Raw genomic sequence first — 16,327 nt, 5'->3', positions numbered from 1 at the left:
GGCGATGAGCGACGAGCAGCGGGACACGGGCACCGGGTGGCCGGAGCAGGCGGAGCCGGTGCGGCCCTCGGGGCCGGCGGGTGAGCCGGATCCGCGACCGGACGCGCCGGATCCGGACGAGTTGAGTCCGTTGGCGCCGGTGGCGGAGCCGGGGGAGTCGCCGGACGACGACGGGGAGACGGTCAACCTGGCCGACCTGCCGCCGGCGGCGGACCGGTCGGCCGGGTCGGTGGAGTCGGCCGGGTCGGTGGAGTCGGAGCCGGTCGGGGTGGCCGCGGTGGCGGCGCCGGGCCGGCGGGTCAGCTCGGCCGGGGTGATGATCGGGGTGTTGCTGGCGCTGCTGGGGTTCACCCTGGTGGTGCAGCTCAAGACCACGTCGACGGATCCGACGCTGGCGGCGACGCGGCAGGAGGACCTGGTCCGGATCTTCTCGGATCTGGAGTCGCGGCAGAAGCGGTTGCAGCAGGACATCGCCGGTCTGGAGGAGAGCCAGCGGCAGTTGCGCTCGGGTGAGCAGGGTCGGCAGGCGGCGTTGCAGGAGGCGACGCGGCGGGCCGACGAGCTGGGGATCCTGGCGGGGACGCTGCCGGCGCGCGGGCCGGGGTTGAGTGTGCGTTTCGACGCCGGCGGCAAGCCGGTCGGGGCCGATCAGATCCTGGACGCGGTGCAGGAGTTGCGGGGCGCGGGCGCGGAGGCGATGCAGATCTCCGGTGGTGAGGGTTCGCCGGTGCGGATCATCGCGTCGACGTTCTTCCTGGACGGGCCGGACGGGGCTCTGGTGGTGGACGGGCGGACGATCCGGGGCCCGTACTCGATCACGGTGATCGGTGATCCGACGACGATGCGTACCGCGTTGAACATTCCGGGCGGGGTGATCGCGTCGGTGAAAGGCGATGGCGGTACCGTGAGCGTCGACGAGCCCAAAGTTGCCGAGGTTTCGGCGCTGCACGCTCCGTTGAAGCTGGAACACGCCCGTCCGGTCTCCTGATCGGCGCGGCAGCGCCGGGTTTCCCCGGTGCACGGATGGATGAGGACGCGTCTGGTGATTCCTGAGGATCTGCGTTACACCGCCGAACACGAATGGGTGGTCGGTTCCGACGGCGGGGCCGTCCGGGTCGGCATCACCCACTTCGCGCAGGACGCGTTGGGTGACATCGTGTTCGTCCAGTTGCCGGACGAGGGCGCGGTGGTGGCCGCCGGTGAGCCGTTGGGTGAGATCGAGTCGACCAAGAGCGTGTCGGAGATCTACGCGCCGGTGAGCGGTACGGTGGCGGCGCGGAACGAGGCGCTGGCGGACACTCCCGATGTGATCAACACGGACCCGTACGGTGCGGGGTGGTTGTTGGAGATCACGCCGGATGATCCGGCGGCGTTGGACGGGTTGTTGTCCGCTGGTGCGTACCGCGAGCTCACCGAGAGCTGAGTTGCCCTGTGCCGGGCGTGGGTGATGTTCTCCGCGCGTCCGGTTGCCCTGCATTTCGGCGCTGGCTAGGCTCGCCCAGTCGACCGAGAACCCCAATAGTTGAGCGTTGTGTAATTGCCTTCCCTGGCACGGGGAGCCAGCCGCCGGGTGTGCGACTGCCCGGCGGCCAGACCCGCCATTACCGCGACGCTGACCGAACAGATCCGTGAGGTGGTCCCATGACGCGCCCAGGCGACGAGTTCCCCCCGCTCGACGTCACTTCGACGCTCAATCTCGGTTCGCTGGACGAAGTGCTGGAGGGTCCGGACACCGATGTGGTGCCGAGCCGGATGTCCGGCTCGTTGCCCCCGGGTATGGCGCTGCTGGTGGTTCGTCGGGGCCCGAACGCGGGTGCCCGGTTCCTGTTGGACCACGACGTGACGACCAGTGGGCGGCACCCGGACAGTGACATCTTCCTGGACGACGTGACGGTGTCGCGGCGGCACGCGGAGTTCCACCGGGACGGTGGGACGTTCACGGTGCGGGACGTGGGCAGCCTGAACGGCACGTACGTGAACCGGGAGCGGGTCGAGGCGGCCACGTTGAGCAATGGCGACGAGGTGCAGATCGGTAAGTTCCGGGTGGTGTTCATCGCCGGTCCGCGCCCGGAGGAGGAGGCCGGCCGGGGGTGAACGAGCCTGCGGCGTCGATGCCGCCCGGGTCGGCCCGGTCGCACCCGCTGATGAGTATCGGTGAGGTGCTGGGGCAGCTGCGGGTGGAGTTCCCGGACGTCACGATCTCGAAGCTGCGGTTCCTCGAGTCCGAGGGGCTGGTGGAGCCGCAGCGGACGGCGGCGGGTTACCGGAAGTACAGCTGGGACGACGTGGCCCGGCTGCGGTTCGTGTTGACCGCGCAGCGGGATCAGTATCTGCCGTTGCGGGTGATCCGCGACCAGTTGGCCCAGTGGGATGCCGACGGTGAGGCGCCGGGTCGGCAGCGGCCGACGTTGGTGGCGGTGGGTCCGGGTGGTGAGGTGCCGGGCCGGGAGGCGGAGGAGCCCGAGTCGTCGCAGGTGCGGCTCGGGCGGGCTGATCTGGTGGCGCGCAGTGGGCTCGACGAGTCGACGGTGGGCGAGCTGGAGCGGCTGGGCGTCCTGGTGTCGGATCCGCCGGGGTGGTACGACGCGGATGCGTTGATCATCGCGCGGGCGGTGGCGGGGTTGGCGGCGTACGGGTTGGAGCCGCGGCATCTGCGGGCGTACCGGTCGGCGGCGGATCGTGAGGTGGGTCTGTTCGCGCAGTTGGTGGCGCCGTTGGTGCGGCAGAGTGATCCGGCGGCGCGGGCGCGGGCGGCGGAGACGGCGCGGGAGTTGATGGCGTTGTCGCAGCAGTTGCACGCGGCGTTGGTGCGGGTGGGGTTGCGCTCGACGTTGGGTCGGTGAGCCGGCCCTGGTGGTGTCCGTGCGGAAAGATCTGCCCCGGGAAGCGTGCCGTAGGCTTGCCGGGGTAACCCTTTTCTGGCGCGGGCGTGGTGCTGGTGCGCATGGGACGACCGTGTCGCGGTCCGTGTACCGTGCAGGGAAGGGCGCGGTGCGTAGGTGACGACGACACGGAGGCGGCGGTGCGCGAGCTGAGCGTGGTCGGAGTTCGGGTGGAGCTGCCCAGCAACCAGCCGATCGTCCTGCTCAGGGAGGTAGAGGGCGACCGCTATCTGCCGATCTGGATCGGCGCGGTCGAGGCTACGGCGATCGCCTACGAGCAGCAGGGTGTCAAGCCGGCGCGGCCGTTGACGCATGATCTGTTGCGGGACGTGCTGGCGGCGTTGAAGGCGCCGTTGCGGGCGGTGGAGATCACCGAGCTGAAGGAGAACGTCTTTTACGCCGATCTGCTGCTGGGTGACGGGGTGCGGGTGTCGGCCCGGCCCAGTGATGCGATCGCCCTGGCGTTGCGGGTGGGTGCTCCTATTCGTTGTGCGGAGCAGGTCCTCGGTGAGGCGGGGATCGTGATTCCGGACGAGCAGGAGGACGAGGTGGAGAAGTTCCGCGAGTTCCTGGACCAGGTGCGTCCGGAGGATTTCGCGGGCTGACCGGCGTCTCCGCATCCTGTCGTCACGGTGTGTGACGGTCGGGTGCGTCGAGTGGTCGTCGGTGTCGGTGCGCGGCGTGTCGCGACTGTTCCTCCGTGGTAACCCCCGGATGCGGGGATAGGGTTGCCGTGTCGAGGGGTGCACGTCCCGGAAACGACGTGTCACCGCACTGACGGGGAGGTTGTCGGGATGCACGAGCCGCGGGATCCTGAGCCGGGTGTCGAGCGGGACGAATCGGGTGCGGTGTCGTCGCCGGTGGCGACGGACGGTGACGGTTCGGTGGGTTACCGGGGTGTGACGGCCTGCCATGCGGTGGGGATCTCCTACCGCCAGTTGGACTACTGGGCGCGGACGGCGCTGGTGGTGCCGAGTGTGCGGGACGCGTCGGGGTCGGGTACGCAGCGGTTGTACTCGTTCCGGGACCTGGTGGTGTTGAAGGTCGTCAAGCGGTTGCTGGACGCCGGGGTGTCCCTGCAGAACATCCGGAAGGCGATCGAGGCGTTGCGGTCGCGTGGGGTGGAGGATCTGGCGGGGATCACGCTGATCTCGGATGGGACGACGGTGTACGAGTGTCGGTCGCCCGAGGAGGTGGTCGACCTGTTGCAGGGCGGCCAGGGGGTCTTCGGTATCGCGATCGGTGGGGCGTTCAAGGAGATCCAGGGTTCGTTGTCGCATCTGCCGGCGGAGCCGGCGGTGGCCGGTGGCGCGGCGCCCCCGGAGCCGGTGTCCGATGTGGTGGGTGATGAGTTGGCGGCGCGTCGGGCGCGGCGTCGGGCGGGCTGATTCGTTCTTTCGGGCGCCGCGACCGGAACCTGGTCGCGGCGCTTCGTCGTGCCGGAGGGCGGCGGTGACCTGCGGGGTCCGATGGGTGGGACGGTCCGGTGAGCATTGTCCACTGTGCAACTTTCCCGGCGGAAGTCGTGTTGTTGACAGTTGTGGTGTTCCCAGGAATCCTGTCCAAGGCAATCACCAAGGACACCGTCCCGTCACTGTGCGTGATGACTTGTGGATGGTGTGGAGCTGAGGTGCGGGGCGGTGCGCAGGTCGCGCCGGAGTCCGCGGGAGAACGGGGAAACGAGCCGAAGTGCACACTGACCACCACATCGGGCTCCGCTCCGTACGGGCCGGCGGCGCCGTCGCCGACCACACCGACGTCGACGCTGCCGCGGCCTCCTGCCCGGTCACGGGCGTTGCGGCGCCGCGTGAGCCGGCCACCGAGCGGGCCGGCGGTGACGACGTCGCCGCGGAGGCGGCGGAGTTCCTCCAGTTGTTCCACGCCGAGCGCGGGCTGCCGGGGTTGGCGGAGCGGTTGGCGGAGGTACGCGAGGAGATCGCGTTGACCGGGTCGTACCGGCACACCCGCGAGGAGCTGGTGTACGGGGCGAAGGTGGCGTGGCGGCAGTCGGCGCGGTGCGTGGGGCGGATCCGGTGGGCGGGGTTGAAGGTCCGGGACCGCCGGCACGTGACCACGGTGGCGGGCATCGCGCAGGAGTTGGCGGCGCACCTGGCGGCCGGGGACAACGGTGGCCGGATCCAGTCGGTGATCACGGTGTTCGCGCCGGACCGTCCGGGGGTGGGTCCGCGGGCGCGGATCTGGAACGACCAGCTGATCCGCTACTGCGGGCACCGGCGGGCCGACGGGTCGGTGCTGGGTGACCCGGCGCAGGTGGGGATGACGGAGGCGGCGCGGCGGCTGGGCTGGCGGCCGTCGCCGGTGCCGGGCCGGTTCGACCTGCTGCCGTGGGTGATCGAGACGGCGCACGAGGATCCGACGGTGGTGGCTGTGCCGCGGGAGCTGGTGCGTGAGGTGGCGTTGACCCATCCGTCGTATCCGTGGTTCGCGGATCTGATGCTGCGCTGGCACGCGCTGCCGGTGATCAGCAACATGCGGCTGCGAATCGGTGGGGTGGACTACAGCTGCGCGCCGTTCAACGGGCACTACCTGAGCGACGAGATCGGCACCCGGAACATGGGCGACCGGGCGCGTTACGACCAGTTGCTGGTGGTGGCGACGGCGTTGGGGTTGGACACCTCCCGGGAGGACACCCTGTGGCGGGAGCACGCGGTGCTGGTGATCAACCAGGCGGTGCTGCACTCGTTCAAGGAGGCCGGTGTGCGGGTGTCGGATCCGCACACCGAGTCGGAGCTGTTCATGAAGTTCTGCGCGCAGGAGGAGCGGGCGGGTCGGCCGGTGCACGGGGACTGGTCGTGGATCAACGGGAGTGTGGGGTGGGCGGCGTTGCACGCGGTGCACCACCGCTACTACGACACCCGGGTGCCGAATCCGAATCTCTGGCAGGCCGACCGCGCCTACGACGCCGAGGGTGTGGCGGAGCTGAGTCTGCGGCAGCGGCATGAGCTCGCCCGCACGCAGGAGGACTGACGATGGACCAGGTGGCGCTGCGCCAGAGTTGGAGCCAGTTCTCCGCCGCGGGTCCGGAGGCGGCCAAGTACTTCTACGCGACGTTGTTCGTGGTGGCGCCGGAGGCGCGGTCGATGTTCCCGACGAACATGCAGTACCAGGAGGACAAGCTCCTCAAGGCGTTGGGCCACATCATCACCAATCTGGACGATCCGGGCACGTTGACGGCGTTCGCGCAGCGGTTGGGCGCCGACCACCGCCGGTTCCACGGGCAGGACCAGCGGGGCAACCCGGTGGTGCTGGGGGAGCGGCACTACATCTGGGTCGGTCAGGCGTTGCTGGCCACGCTGGAGCGGTTCCTCGGGCCGTACTGGACGCCGGCGTTGAAGGCGGAGTGGGCGGCGGCGTACGAGCTGGTGGCGAAGCTGATGCTCAGCGGGGCGGCGGAGGCGGAGCGGACGTCGCCGCCGTACTGGGAGGCGGAGGTGCTCGGCGCGGAGCGGCGTCGGGCGGACATCGCCGTGTTCACGGTGCGCCCGAACTACCTGTGCAGCTACCTGCCGGGGCAGTCGCTGCCGGTGCAGGTGCCGCAGTTGCGCACGTGGCGGTACCTGTCGCCGGCGAACGCGCCGCGGGCGGACGGGACGATCGAGTTCCACGTGCGGGCCACGGGCCGGTTCTCCACCCACCTGGTGCGCAAGTTGCGGGTGGGTGACCGGCTGTTGTTGGGCAACCCGACGGGTACGGCGTTGTCGTCGTACGACCGGTCGCCGCAGCTGCCGCTGCTGCTGATCGCCGGGGGCACCGGCCTGGCGCCGCTGCGGGCGGTGGTGGAGGCGTTGCAGCAGGGCACGGGGCGGCGTACCACGCTGGTGGTGGGGGGCCGCACCCCGGAGGACCTCTACGACGAGCCGGCGTTGGCGCAGTTGGCGTCGATGCCGCCGGCGGGGGCGTGGCAGAACGGCGGCGCCGGGTGGCTGCGGTACGTGCCGACGGTGGAGACGGGTTGGGGTTGGCAGGGGGCGATCGGGCGGGCCGCTGACACGGCGGTGCGGTTGGGTCCGTGGCACGACACGGAGATCCTGGTGTGCGGGAGCCCGGAGATGACCCGGGAGACGATGGCGATCCTGGCGCGCTCGGGTGTGCAGCCCGAGCAGATCCTGACGGAGAGCTACGATCACTCTCTCTACCCACCCCTCGCCGAGGCCGGCGCCGCGGCCCCGCGCGACTTCAGCTGGACAGGTGCCCGATGAGCATCGACCACTCCGACCGTCTACCCGCCCTCGCCGACCAGGGCGAGATCGCCCGCCAGTTGTCCATGTTGGAGGCCCGCCGGTTCCGGGGCGCCCACTGGCTGTCCGCCGACGAGGTCACCACGATCGTCCGCTCCGCGGACGACCGGATCGCGTTGCTGGTCAACGAGTTGGAGCGGCAGCGGCGGGAGAACCAGGGGCTGCTCAGCCAGGTGGAGATGCTGCGGCACGGGACGCTGCCGAGCAGCGCGCCGCAGGGCCCGGACCCGATGACCGTCGAGTTGGCGATGCGGGCGCAGGACGAGGCGAACCGGACGATCGGTGAGGCCAGCGCGGAGGGCGCGGAGATCATCGCCGACGCGCGGCGGCAGGCCGACGACATCCTCGCCGAGGCGCACCGCCGCGCCGGTGACGTGGCCGCGACCGGCATGGGCGTCAACGGCGCCGGGCCGAACGGCGCGGCCGGTGGGCAGGGCGGGCCGGGCGCGCAGGATCTGACCCGGCAGTTGCGGGAGTTGGAGGAGCGGCACGCGGCGGCGCTGGCGGCGGTGGCGGCCGCGCAGCAGCAGCTGAACCGTTGGCAGGCGTATCTGTCGGCGCAGTCGGAGCAGCTGCGCGCGGACGCGGCGGCGGCGGGCGGCGCGAGCGCTCAGCTGCGCGCCGTGCTGGGCGGATAGGCGGCCACCCGGCGTCGGCAGCGGCCGGCACCCCCGATCCGGGGGTGCCGGCCGCTGCGTGTACCGGGGGCTGTTCGGCTGATCAGTGGTGGTACTGGTGTACGACGGCGTGGCCCTTGCCGCGCGAGATCAGCCACTTGTTGATCGGCGTGGTCAGCACGAACGCCACCGCCAGGGCGAATGCCAGCGACGCCCAGAACACCCCGCTGGCCGGGCCGGCCTCCATCGCCCCGGGCACGGCCAGCATGACCGCGTTGTCGAGGACCTCCATCACCGCGATCGACACCGTGTCGGCCGCGAGAGCCACCTTCAGCGCCGTGCGCAGGCCCAGGCCGGCGCGCAGCAGCGGCCGCATCGTCAGCGCGTAGCCGAAGACGAATGCCAGCGCCACCGCGAGGATCACGGTGGGTCCGGCGTGCCAGCCCAGCGCGGTGCCGATGACCATGCCGAGCACCTCGCCGATGGCGCAGCCGGTCAGGCAGTGCAGGGTGGCCTGCGCCGCCATCGGCCACGACGCTCGTCCTGGCGCCGCCGGTCCCGCCGCGGCGGCCTGGTGCTGCTGAGGCACGTGCCCGCTGCCGTGGTGTGGGCCGTGGCCGGGGTGATCGGTGTGTGGTGGGTGCTGGCGGGTGTGCATGGCTGCCTCCTCCGTCGACCCGACCAATATACCCCCAGGGGGTATGGGATGGAAGGGTGGAGGTGCGCCCTCAGCCGCCGGAAGTCCTCCGGCCGGCGGTGGCGGGGCGGGCGGCGGTGCGGCGGTAGCCGTAACGGGTCATCCCGCGCGGCTTGTAGACGGCCAGCACCATCGCGGCGAGCAGCACCAGCAGGCCCCCGGCGGCGTGCACGGCCAGCGACAGTCGGGCCTCGGACCATCGCGCGGCGCTCGCGTCGCCGGCCAGGTCGCCGGTGGTGGCGGCCTGGGCGAGCGCGGCGATCGGGGCCAGTTGCAGCAGCAGCACGACAGCCGCCACCACGATGAGCCCGAACTTGACCAGCACCCACCAGTGCCGCAGCAACCCCCAGGGGGTACCCAGCGACGACACCAGGCCGCTGACCAGCGCGCCGGCGGCGAGCGGGACGATCGCGTACCGGGCCGTCAGGTCCATCGCCACGTAGCAGGCACGCACCACCGCGTCGTCGCCGCTGCGCAGCCCCGCGACGGCCAACGCCAGGAACACCGTCACGGCGCCGAACCACCCCGCCGACGTGCTCACGTGCGCCAGCAGCGCCGCCCTACGCCCGTCCGGCCCCAGCGCCACTACCGCAACCCCGGCGTGCCGCCGCGCGCCCACACGGCGGTCGCCTCCAGGCCGCGCAGGTGTCGGCCCGGGCCGTGGCCTGCGGCGATCCCGGTCAGCTGCGCCAGGACCAGCAGCAGCACCAGCGCGCCCACCACGATGCCGATCACTGTGACCCAGCGCGGCACGCCCGGGCCGCTGCCCGGCTGCGGCATCTGCTCGGACATCCGACCTCCTCGTCGCCGCCGGCGCACCGCCGACATTTTTCGAGACAGGCTGTCTCGTTCGTCGTCATACTGTCACAGCTGTGGCGCTGTGTAGGCTGGCGGGGTGCCGAAGCTGTGGACCGACACGGTCGTGGCCCACCGCGCCGCGGTGCGCGACGCCACCCTCGACGCCGCCGCCGCGCTGGTCGCCGAGCACGGCCTGACCGGTGTCACCATGTCTGGCATCGCCGAGGCGACCGGCATCGGCCGCGCCACCCTGTACAAGTACTTCCCGGACGTCGAGGCGATCCTGCGCGCCTGGCACGAGCGACACGTCCAGCGGCACCTCGAACACCTGACCGCGATCCGCGACACCGCCGACGGCGGTGACCCGGCGACCCGGCTCGCGGCGGTGCTGACCGCCTACGCCGGCATGGCGCATCACCGACCCGGCGGCGAGCACGACGGCCACCTCGCCGTCATGCTGCACCGCGGCGACCACGTCAGCGACGCCCACCAGCACCTGCACGCCCTGATCCGGGACCTCATCACCGACGCCGCCCGCGCCGGGCAGGTGCGCGGCGACGTCCCGGCCGGCGAGCTGGCCGCCTACTGCCAGCACGCCCTCGGCGCCGCCACGATCAGCACCGGCGCCGCCGCGGAGCGGCTGGTCACCGTCGTCCTGGACGGCCTGCGCCCCCGCCCGTGAGCGGCTTGCCGGGCGAGCAGAACCTCGCCCGCCGACAAGCCCGCCCCCTGCGCGGTCGGGTGCGACGCGTGCGGCTGCGACCTGGCGATGACGACGCGCACACCTGTGGCCTGGTCCGCCGGGTGCCTCGCCGTCCGGTCGTGCGGGTCACCGGTGCGCCGTTGGCCGACCGTGGGGCGGTTGAGGCAGCATGGGACGGGTGACGGAGACGATCGACGCGCTGGCCGGCCTGATCGCCGGCGGTGGTGTCGTGGTGCTGAGCGGGGCGGGGCTGTCCACCGAGTCGGGCATCCCCGACTACCGGGGGCCCAGCGGCGCGGCCCGCCGGCACTCCCCGATGACCTACCAGACGTTCACCGGGGATCCGCTGGCGCGGCGCCGGTACTGGGCGCGCAGCCACCTCGGGTGGCGGACGATCGCCCGGGCGGCGCCCAACGACGGGCACCGGGCGGTGACCCGCCTGCAGGGCGCCGGCCTGATCGACGGGATCATCACGCAGAACGTCGACGGCCTGCACACCACGGCGGGCAGCGGCGGCGTGGTGGAGCTGCACGGTCGCCTCGACGAGGTGGTCTGCCTGGACTGCGGCAACCGCACCTCCCGGGAGGAGCTGGACCGGCGGTTGCGGGAGGCCAACCCGGACTTCGACGCGGCGGTGGGGGCGGTCAACCCCGACGGTGACGTGGATCTCGCCGACGAGCAGGTGGCCGGCTTCCGCACCGTCGACTGCACGTTCTGCGGCACCGGCATGTTGAAACCGGACGTGGTGTTCTTCGGCGAGACGGTGCCCGCCGACCGGGTGTCGCGCTGCTTCGCGATGGTCGGCGCGGCGCGGGTGCTGCTGGTGCTGGGGTCGTCGTTGACAGTGATGTCGGGGCGGCGGTTCGTGCTGCGGGCGGCGAAGCTCGGCATCCCGGTGGTGATCGCCAACCAGGGCCCGACCCGCGGTGACGGGTACGCGGCGTTGACGGTGGACGCGCCGTTGGGGTGGCTGCTGCCCGCGCTGGCCGACCGGGTCGCCGCCGCGGCGCCGACCGGGCCGGTCGGTGCGGGTGCGGTGCCCGCGGCGGTGACGCCCGCCGCGCTCTGAGGGCCGGCCGGGGCTGCCAGCGAGGCCAACGCGTTGATCTTCACCCCGTGGCATTCCGTCGCTCGTCGAGGTGAACGCGCCGGTGACGGGTTCGTGGCCGCCATGCCCGGTCGGGACCCGCACCAGCTGCGGGCATGGCGCGGCCACTGACCTCGGCGGGGCCGAGGCCGGCCGGTAGCTGATCATGGCGAAGGGGTGGTGGCGCAACCACCGCAGCCGCGTCCGGACCCGCAGGTTGGCGCCCCTGGCACGTCCGAGCGCTGGTCGCACCGTTGATAAGCTCAGCGCATGCCCATCGGCAGCTTGTTTCTCTGACACGCGTCCTCCAGGAGACGCGGTGGCGCCGGAGTGCTTCGCCTCCGGCAGCAGCGGGACGCATCGCTGAGTCCAGCGGGCGCCCCGCCCACGGCCCTGCGCTCCTGACCGCGTTGACCGTCAACACCGGCAGAGAGACGAGTGCATCTTCATGACTTCCCGTAACTCATCGGGCCACCCCGCACACCTGCTGGACGGCCACACCGCCGTCCTGCGCACCCTGGACCCAGATCAACCCGCACTGCACGACCTCGAACCGCTGCGCGCCATCGTCGAAGAAAGCCGCGTCGTGAGCATCGGCGAAGGCGCGCATTTTGTCCACGAGTTCACCCTCGCCCGCGCCCGGCTGCTGCGTTACCTCGTGGAACGCTGCGGATTCACGGTGTTGGCGTGCGAACTCGGCGCCGGTGAGGCCGCCGCCGTCAATCCCTGGCTCGCCGGCGCCGGCGCCGATGCCGACCTGCCGCAGGTGACCGGAGCACTGAGCGCCGGTCTGTTCGGAGAGCTGCTGCGCTGGCTGCGCCGTTACAACCGCGGCAGGTCGCAGCCCCTTCAGATCCTCGGCATCGACCTTCCCAACACCCTCACCCTGCGGCCCGACCTCGACCCCGTCGCCGACTACCTCCGGCTGGTCGACGCAGACGCCGCCGACCTGCTGGCCACGGTCCTGCCCACAGCCGACCAGATCACCGGAGGCTCAGCCGCCGTGTCGGCGCCGCGGTGGGCGAGCCTCGGAACCGCCCGCCAGCATGCCCTCACCGCTTGCCTGGCCAAGCTGTCACTGCGGGCACGCGCCCTCGAACCGATCTACGTCTCGCGCAGCGACCGGCACCGCTACGACACCGTACGGCGGCACCTCGACGCGGCCTGCCACACCGACTACATGCTCCAGGCGATGAGCGACCTGTTCTCCGGCGGGGGCCTTTCCGGCGATACCTCGATACGCGACTACTACATGGCCACCACCGTGCAGTGGCACCTCGGCCACACCGGCCCGGACACCCGCGTCGTCGTGATCGCGCACAACAACCACATCCAGAAGACCCCGGTGACCTTCGACGGCCACCTCACCGCCTTGCCGATGGGCCACTACCTCGCACGAAGCCTCGGTCGGCAGTACCGTGCCGTGGCCCTGACCCACACCGCCGACGGCGTACCCGAGATGGCCTTCCCTGCCGAGGCGTCCCCGGTCGGTTTCGCCGTCGAGCAGGTCCGCCTCGGTACCCCGCCTCCGGGAAGCGTGGAGCAGGCACTCGCCGAAGCCGGGCTCGACACCGCCATCACCCTCACCGACCTTCGCTCACCTGAGCCAGCCGTCGCATCACTGGCAGGCATCCGTTCACAGAGCGCAGCGATGGAAACGAACCTTCAACAGGCCTTCGACGCGGTTCTGTGCAGCCCGACCGCAACGAGAGACACCACCGTCAACTTCTAGATCGCCATGACTCGCGGCGCGAGGACCTGCGGCTCAGCGGGTCCTCGCGCCGCTGGTGACGGCGGCCCTGAAAAGCGGTGCCTGGTGACAGGTCGCGCCGACCGGATTCCTCCTCCAGCCGCCCCTGACGCTGCCCCGGGGGTACGACATCTGCCGGGAACCGGCACGCTGGTAGCGTTGACCATGCCGGTACCACCCACGTGGGAGAGACCGCCCAGCAGCACCCGGGCGGCGCCGAAGGGGCAGATTCTCCCCGGAACCTCTCAGGCAAAAGGACCACGTGGGCAGGCACTGTGGAGCGCCGCGCGCGCGACTCAGGGGGAGGCCGACCCGTCGACCTCGCCCCTGCAGGAGCGCCCCCCATGACCGTAGAGCAGTTCGCCGACCGGCACATCGGCCCCGGCCCGGACGATGAGCGCCGCATGTTGGAGGCCGTCGGCCACGGCTCGATCGACGAGCTGATGGACGCGGCGATCCCCGAGGTGATCCGCTGGCACGGCACCCTCGACCTGCCGGAGCCGGCCAGCGAGCACGACGCGCTGGCCGAGCTGCGCGCCCTGGCCGCCCGCAACACCGTCGCCGTGTCGATGATCGGGCTGGGTTACCACGGCACGCACACCCCGGCGGTGATCCGTCGCAACGTGCTGGAGAACCCGGCCTGGTACACCGCGTACACCCCGTACCAGCCGGAGATCAGCCAGGGCCGGCTGGAGGCGCTGCTGAACTTCCAGACCATGGTCACGGACCTGACCGGGCTGGCCACCGCGAACGCCTCGATGCTCGACGAGGGCACCGCCGCGGCCGAGGCGATGACCCTCGCCCGGCGCGCGTCCAAGGTCAAGAGCCCGGTGTACGTCGTCGACGCCGACACCCTGCCGCAGACCATCGCGGTGATCACCAGCCGGGCGGAGCCGCTCGGCATCGACGTGCGGGTGCTCGACGTGGCGCACGACGAGCTGCCGGCGGAGTTCTTCGGCCTGCACCTGCAGTACCCGGGGGCGTCGGGTGCGGTGCGGGACCACGCCGGGCTGGTCGAGGCCGCGCACGCGGTGGGGGCGCTGGTGACCGTGGCGGCGGACCTGCTGGCGTTGACGCTGCTGCGCCCGCCGGGGGAGATCGGCGCCGACATCGCCGCCGGCACCACCCAGCGTTTCGGCGTGCCGATGGGCTTCGGTGGGCCGCACGCCGGCTACCTGGCGGTGCGGGCCGGCCTGGAGCGGATGCTGCCCGGCCGGCTGGTCGGGGTGTCCCGCGACGCCGACGGCAACCCCGCCTACCGGCTGGCGTTGCAGACCCGTGAGCAGCACATCCGGCGGGAGAAGGCGACCAGCAACATCTGCACCGCGCAGGTGCTGCTGGCGGTGATGGCCGGCATGTACGCCGTCTACCACGGCCCGGACGGGCTGCGGGAGATCGCCCGGCGTACCCATGGCATGGCGGCGCGGGTCGCGGCCGGGCTGCGCGCCGGCGGCGTCGAGGTCGCCGACGTGGCGTTCTTCGACACCGTCACCGCGACCGTGCCGGGTCGGGCGGCCGAGGTGGTCGCGGCCGCCGCGGACCGGGGGGTGAACCTGCGGCTGGTCGACGCCGACCGGGTCGGCATCTCCTGCGACGAGACCACCACCGGGGCGCACCTGGAGTCGGTGTGGGCGGCGTTCGGCGTGCCCGCCCTGGACGGCGACGGCGACGCGGCGTTGCCGGCGGAGCTGGCCCGCACGAGTGACTTCCTCACCCACCCGGTGTTCCGTACGCACCACTCGGAGACGGCGATGCTGCGCTACCTGCGGCGGCTGTCGGACTTCGACTACGCCCTGGACCGGGGCATGATCCCGCTCGGTTCGTGCACGATGAAGCTGAACGCGACCACCGAGATGGAGCCGGTCAGCTGGCCGGAGTTCGCCCACATCCACCCCTTCGCACCGCAGGCGCAGACCGCCGGGTACCGGGAGATGATCTCCCAGCTGGAGGGGTGGCTGGCGGAGGTGACCGGCTACGACGCGGTGAGCGTGCAGCCCAACGCCGGTTCCCAGGGTGAGCTGGCCGGCCTGCTGGCCATCCGGTCCTACCACGCCTCGCGGGGTGACGGGCACCGCGACGTGTGCCTGATCCCGTCCTCGGCGCACGGCACCAACGCGGCGTCGGCGGTGATGGCGGGCATGCGGGTCGTCGTGGTGGGCTGCGACGCCGACGGCAACGTCGACCTGGTCGACCTCGACGCGAAGATCGACAAGCACCGCGACGCCCTCGCCGCGATCATGGTGACCTACCCGTCCACGCACGGGGTGTACGAGACGGGCATCGCGTCGCTGTGCGCGAAGGTCCACGACGCCGGCGGCCAGGTGTACGTCGACGGGGCGAACCTCAACGCCCTGGTCGGTTTCGCCAAGCCGGGCAAGTTCGGGGCGGACGTGTCGCACCTGAACCTGCACAAGACGTTCTGCATCCCGCACGGCGGCGGTGGCCCGGGGGTGGGCCCGGTGGCGGTGCGGGCGCACCTGGCGCCGTTCCTGCCCGGCGACCCGTCCGGCGCGCACGTCGACGGCCGGCCGGCGATCTCCGCGGCCCGGTACGGCTCGGCGGGGATCCTGCCGATCCCGTGGGCGTACCTGCGGATGATGGGCGCGGCGGGGCTGGCCCGGGCGACCGGGGTGGCGGTGCTGGCCGCGAACTACGTGGCGGCGCGGCTGCGCAACCACTACCCGGTGCTGTACTCGGGCAACAAGGGCCTGGTGGCGCACGAGTGCATCCTGGACCTGCGGCCGTTGACCAAGGCGACCGGGGTGAGCGTGGACGACGTGGCGAAGCGGCTGATCGACTACGGCTTCCACGCGCCGACGATGTCGTTCCCGGTGGCGGGGACGCTGATGGTGGAGCCGACCGAGAGCGAGGATCTCGCCGAGCTGGACCGGTTCTGCGAGGCGATGATCGCCATCCGCGCGGAGATCGACGAGGTGGCGTCGGGACGGTGGCCGGCCGGGGACAACCCGCTGGCCAACGCCCCGCACACGGCGGCGATGGTGGCCGGCGACGAGTGGCCGCACCCGTACCCGCGGTCGGTGGGGGCGTACCCGGGCGGGACGGATCGGGCGGGCAAGTACTGGCCGCCGGTGCGGCGCATCGACGGCGCGTACGGCGACCGGAACCTGGTCTGCTCGTGCCCGTCGCCGGAGGCGTTCGAGGACTGAGGCGGTGACGCGGCGCCGGGGCGGCGGTTCGTCGCCGCCCCGGGCCGGCGGGATCCTGGGGAGGGCGGTCCCGGGCCGGGGGACTAGCCTGGTCCGCGGTGACCAGCCGTTGTTACGGAGCGTGTTCGTTCAGGCGACGAGGGCGTGCCGGGCGGGGCCGCGGTGCGGGGCGATGGTGCTGCCGTCGGGGAGCAGCTCACCGGTGTCCTCGAAGACGATGACACCGTTGCAGAGCAGGCTCCAGCCCTGTTCAGGAAAGCAGGCGAGGACGCGGGCGGCTTCCCGGTCGGTCGCCTCGGCGGAGGGGCAGGTGGGTAGGTGCTGGCACATCGGGTTCTCCGGACTGTGGGGGCACTGTGTCATGGTT

The 16,327-nt window shown here is 71.9% G+C and carries 17 protein-coding genes and 1 riboswitch; of the genes, 13 read left to right on the top strand and 4 right to left on the bottom strand.

Annotated elements, in window-relative coordinates:
- Positions 1–4 precede the first annotated feature (4 nt).
- From V6U79_RS22800 to V6U79_RS22760, 9 genes are all read left to right on the top strand, one after another.
- Positions 5–988: a DUF881 domain-containing protein gene (locus tag V6U79_RS22800; protein WP_334615754.1), complete on the top strand. Its 984-nt coding sequence runs from the start codon at positions 5–7 to the stop codon at positions 986–988.
- 54 nt (positions 989–1,042) lie between these two features.
- Positions 1,043–1,423, top strand: coding sequence for a glycine cleavage system protein GcvH (gene gcvH, locus V6U79_RS22795; RefSeq protein WP_334532560.1), 381 nt, complete (start codon positions 1,043–1,045; stop codon positions 1,421–1,423).
- 218 nt (positions 1,424–1,641) lie between these two features.
- On the top strand, positions 1,642–2,094 hold the full coding sequence (gene odhI, locus V6U79_RS22790; protein WP_088962138.1) for an oxoglutarate dehydrogenase inhibitor Odhl: 453 nt from the start codon (positions 1,642–1,644) through the stop codon (positions 2,092–2,094).
- 50 nt (positions 2,095–2,144) lie between these two features.
- Complete coding sequence (ftsR, locus tag V6U79_RS22785) at positions 2,145–2,843, top strand: transcriptional regulator FtsR (RefSeq protein ID WP_334532557.1); 699 nt, start codon at positions 2,145–2,147, stop codon at positions 2,841–2,843.
- 179 nt (positions 2,844–3,022) lie between these two features.
- Complete coding sequence (locus V6U79_RS22780) at positions 3,023–3,487, top strand: bifunctional nuclease family protein (RefSeq protein ID WP_334532554.1); 465 nt, start codon at positions 3,023–3,025, stop codon at positions 3,485–3,487.
- A gap of 189 nt (positions 3,488–3,676) precedes the next feature.
- Entirely contained in the window at positions 3,677–4,270 is a 594-nt protein-coding gene (locus V6U79_RS22775; protein WP_334532550.1) for a MerR family transcriptional regulator, read from the top strand.
- A 319-nt stretch (positions 4,271–4,589) separates the two neighbouring features.
- Positions 4,590–5,870: a nitric oxide synthase oxygenase gene (locus tag V6U79_RS22770; RefSeq protein ID WP_442933810.1), complete on the top strand. Its 1,281-nt coding sequence runs from the start codon at positions 4,590–4,592 to the stop codon at positions 5,868–5,870.
- A gap of 2 nt (positions 5,871–5,872) precedes the next feature.
- Complete coding sequence (locus tag V6U79_RS22765; RefSeq protein WP_334615752.1) at positions 5,873–7,102, top strand: globin domain-containing protein; 1,230 nt, start codon at positions 5,873–5,875, stop codon at positions 7,100–7,102.
- Complete coding sequence (locus V6U79_RS22760; RefSeq protein WP_334532543.1) at positions 7,099–7,779, top strand: hypothetical protein; 681 nt, start codon at positions 7,099–7,101, stop codon at positions 7,777–7,779. Before V6U79_RS22765 ends, V6U79_RS22760 begins: the two co-directional genes overlap by 4 nt.
- Before the next feature lie 82 nt (positions 7,780–7,861).
- Here the strand turns inward: V6U79_RS22760 and V6U79_RS22755 are convergent, their stop codons facing one another.
- The 3 genes from V6U79_RS22755 to V6U79_RS22745 form a co-directional block, all read right to left on the bottom strand.
- Positions 7,862–8,284: a DUF4396 domain-containing protein gene (locus V6U79_RS22755; RefSeq protein WP_334532540.1), complete on the bottom strand. Its 423-nt coding sequence runs from the start codon at positions 8,282–8,284 to the stop codon at positions 7,862–7,864.
- Positions 8,285–8,486: 202 nt separating this feature from the next.
- Positions 8,487–8,966, bottom strand: coding sequence for a DUF2269 domain-containing protein (locus V6U79_RS22750; protein ID WP_334615751.1), 480 nt, complete (start codon positions 8,964–8,966; stop codon positions 8,487–8,489).
- Positions 8,967–9,040: 74 nt separating this feature from the next.
- A complete protein-coding gene (locus tag V6U79_RS22745; protein WP_334615749.1) occupies positions 9,041–9,247 on the bottom strand; it encodes a hypothetical protein in 207 nt (68 codons plus the stop codon).
- Between the two features lie 103 nt (positions 9,248–9,350).
- On the opposite strand from V6U79_RS22745, the gene V6U79_RS22740 reads away from it, so the two are divergent.
- The 4 genes from V6U79_RS22740 (at position 9,351) to gcvP (ending at position 15,960) form a co-directional block, all read left to right on the top strand.
- A complete protein-coding gene (locus V6U79_RS22740) occupies positions 9,351–9,935 on the top strand; it encodes a TetR/AcrR family transcriptional regulator (RefSeq protein ID WP_334615748.1) in 585 nt (194 codons plus the stop codon).
- A gap of 190 nt (positions 9,936–10,125) precedes the next feature.
- Positions 10,126–11,025, top strand: coding sequence for an NAD-dependent protein deacetylase (locus tag V6U79_RS22735; protein WP_334615747.1), 900 nt, complete (start codon positions 10,126–10,128; stop codon positions 11,023–11,025).
- A gap of 466 nt (positions 11,026–11,491) precedes the next feature.
- The gene (locus tag V6U79_RS22730; protein WP_334615746.1) at positions 11,492–12,775 is read left to right on the top strand and encodes an erythromycin esterase family protein; all 1,284 of its coding nucleotides are present in this window, start codon (positions 11,492–11,494) and stop codon (positions 12,773–12,775) included.
- 191 nt (positions 12,776–12,966) lie between these two features.
- Positions 12,967–13,064: riboswitch (glycine riboswitch) on the top strand.
- Between the two features lie 73 nt (positions 13,065–13,137).
- Positions 13,138–15,960: an aminomethyl-transferring glycine dehydrogenase gene (gene gcvP, locus V6U79_RS22725; protein ID WP_334615744.1), complete on the top strand. Its 2,823-nt coding sequence runs from the start codon at positions 13,138–13,140 to the stop codon at positions 15,958–15,960.
- Positions 15,961–16,089: 129 nt separating this feature from the next.
- On the opposite strand, the gene V6U79_RS22720 is transcribed toward gcvP, so the two are convergent.
- Positions 16,090–16,290, bottom strand: a complete 201-nt coding sequence (locus tag V6U79_RS22720; RefSeq protein WP_091306916.1) for a DUF5999 family protein — start codon at positions 16,288–16,290, stop codon at positions 16,090–16,092.
- Positions 16,291–16,327 lie beyond the last annotated feature (37 nt).

The organism is Micromonospora psammae, assembly GCF_036902725.1.
Taxonomy (GTDB): Bacteria; Actinomycetota; Actinomycetes; order Mycobacteriales; family Micromonosporaceae; genus Micromonospora.
The sequence above is the reverse complement of the archived record's forward strand: the minus strand, read 5'-3'. Positions and strand labels throughout refer to the sequence as shown.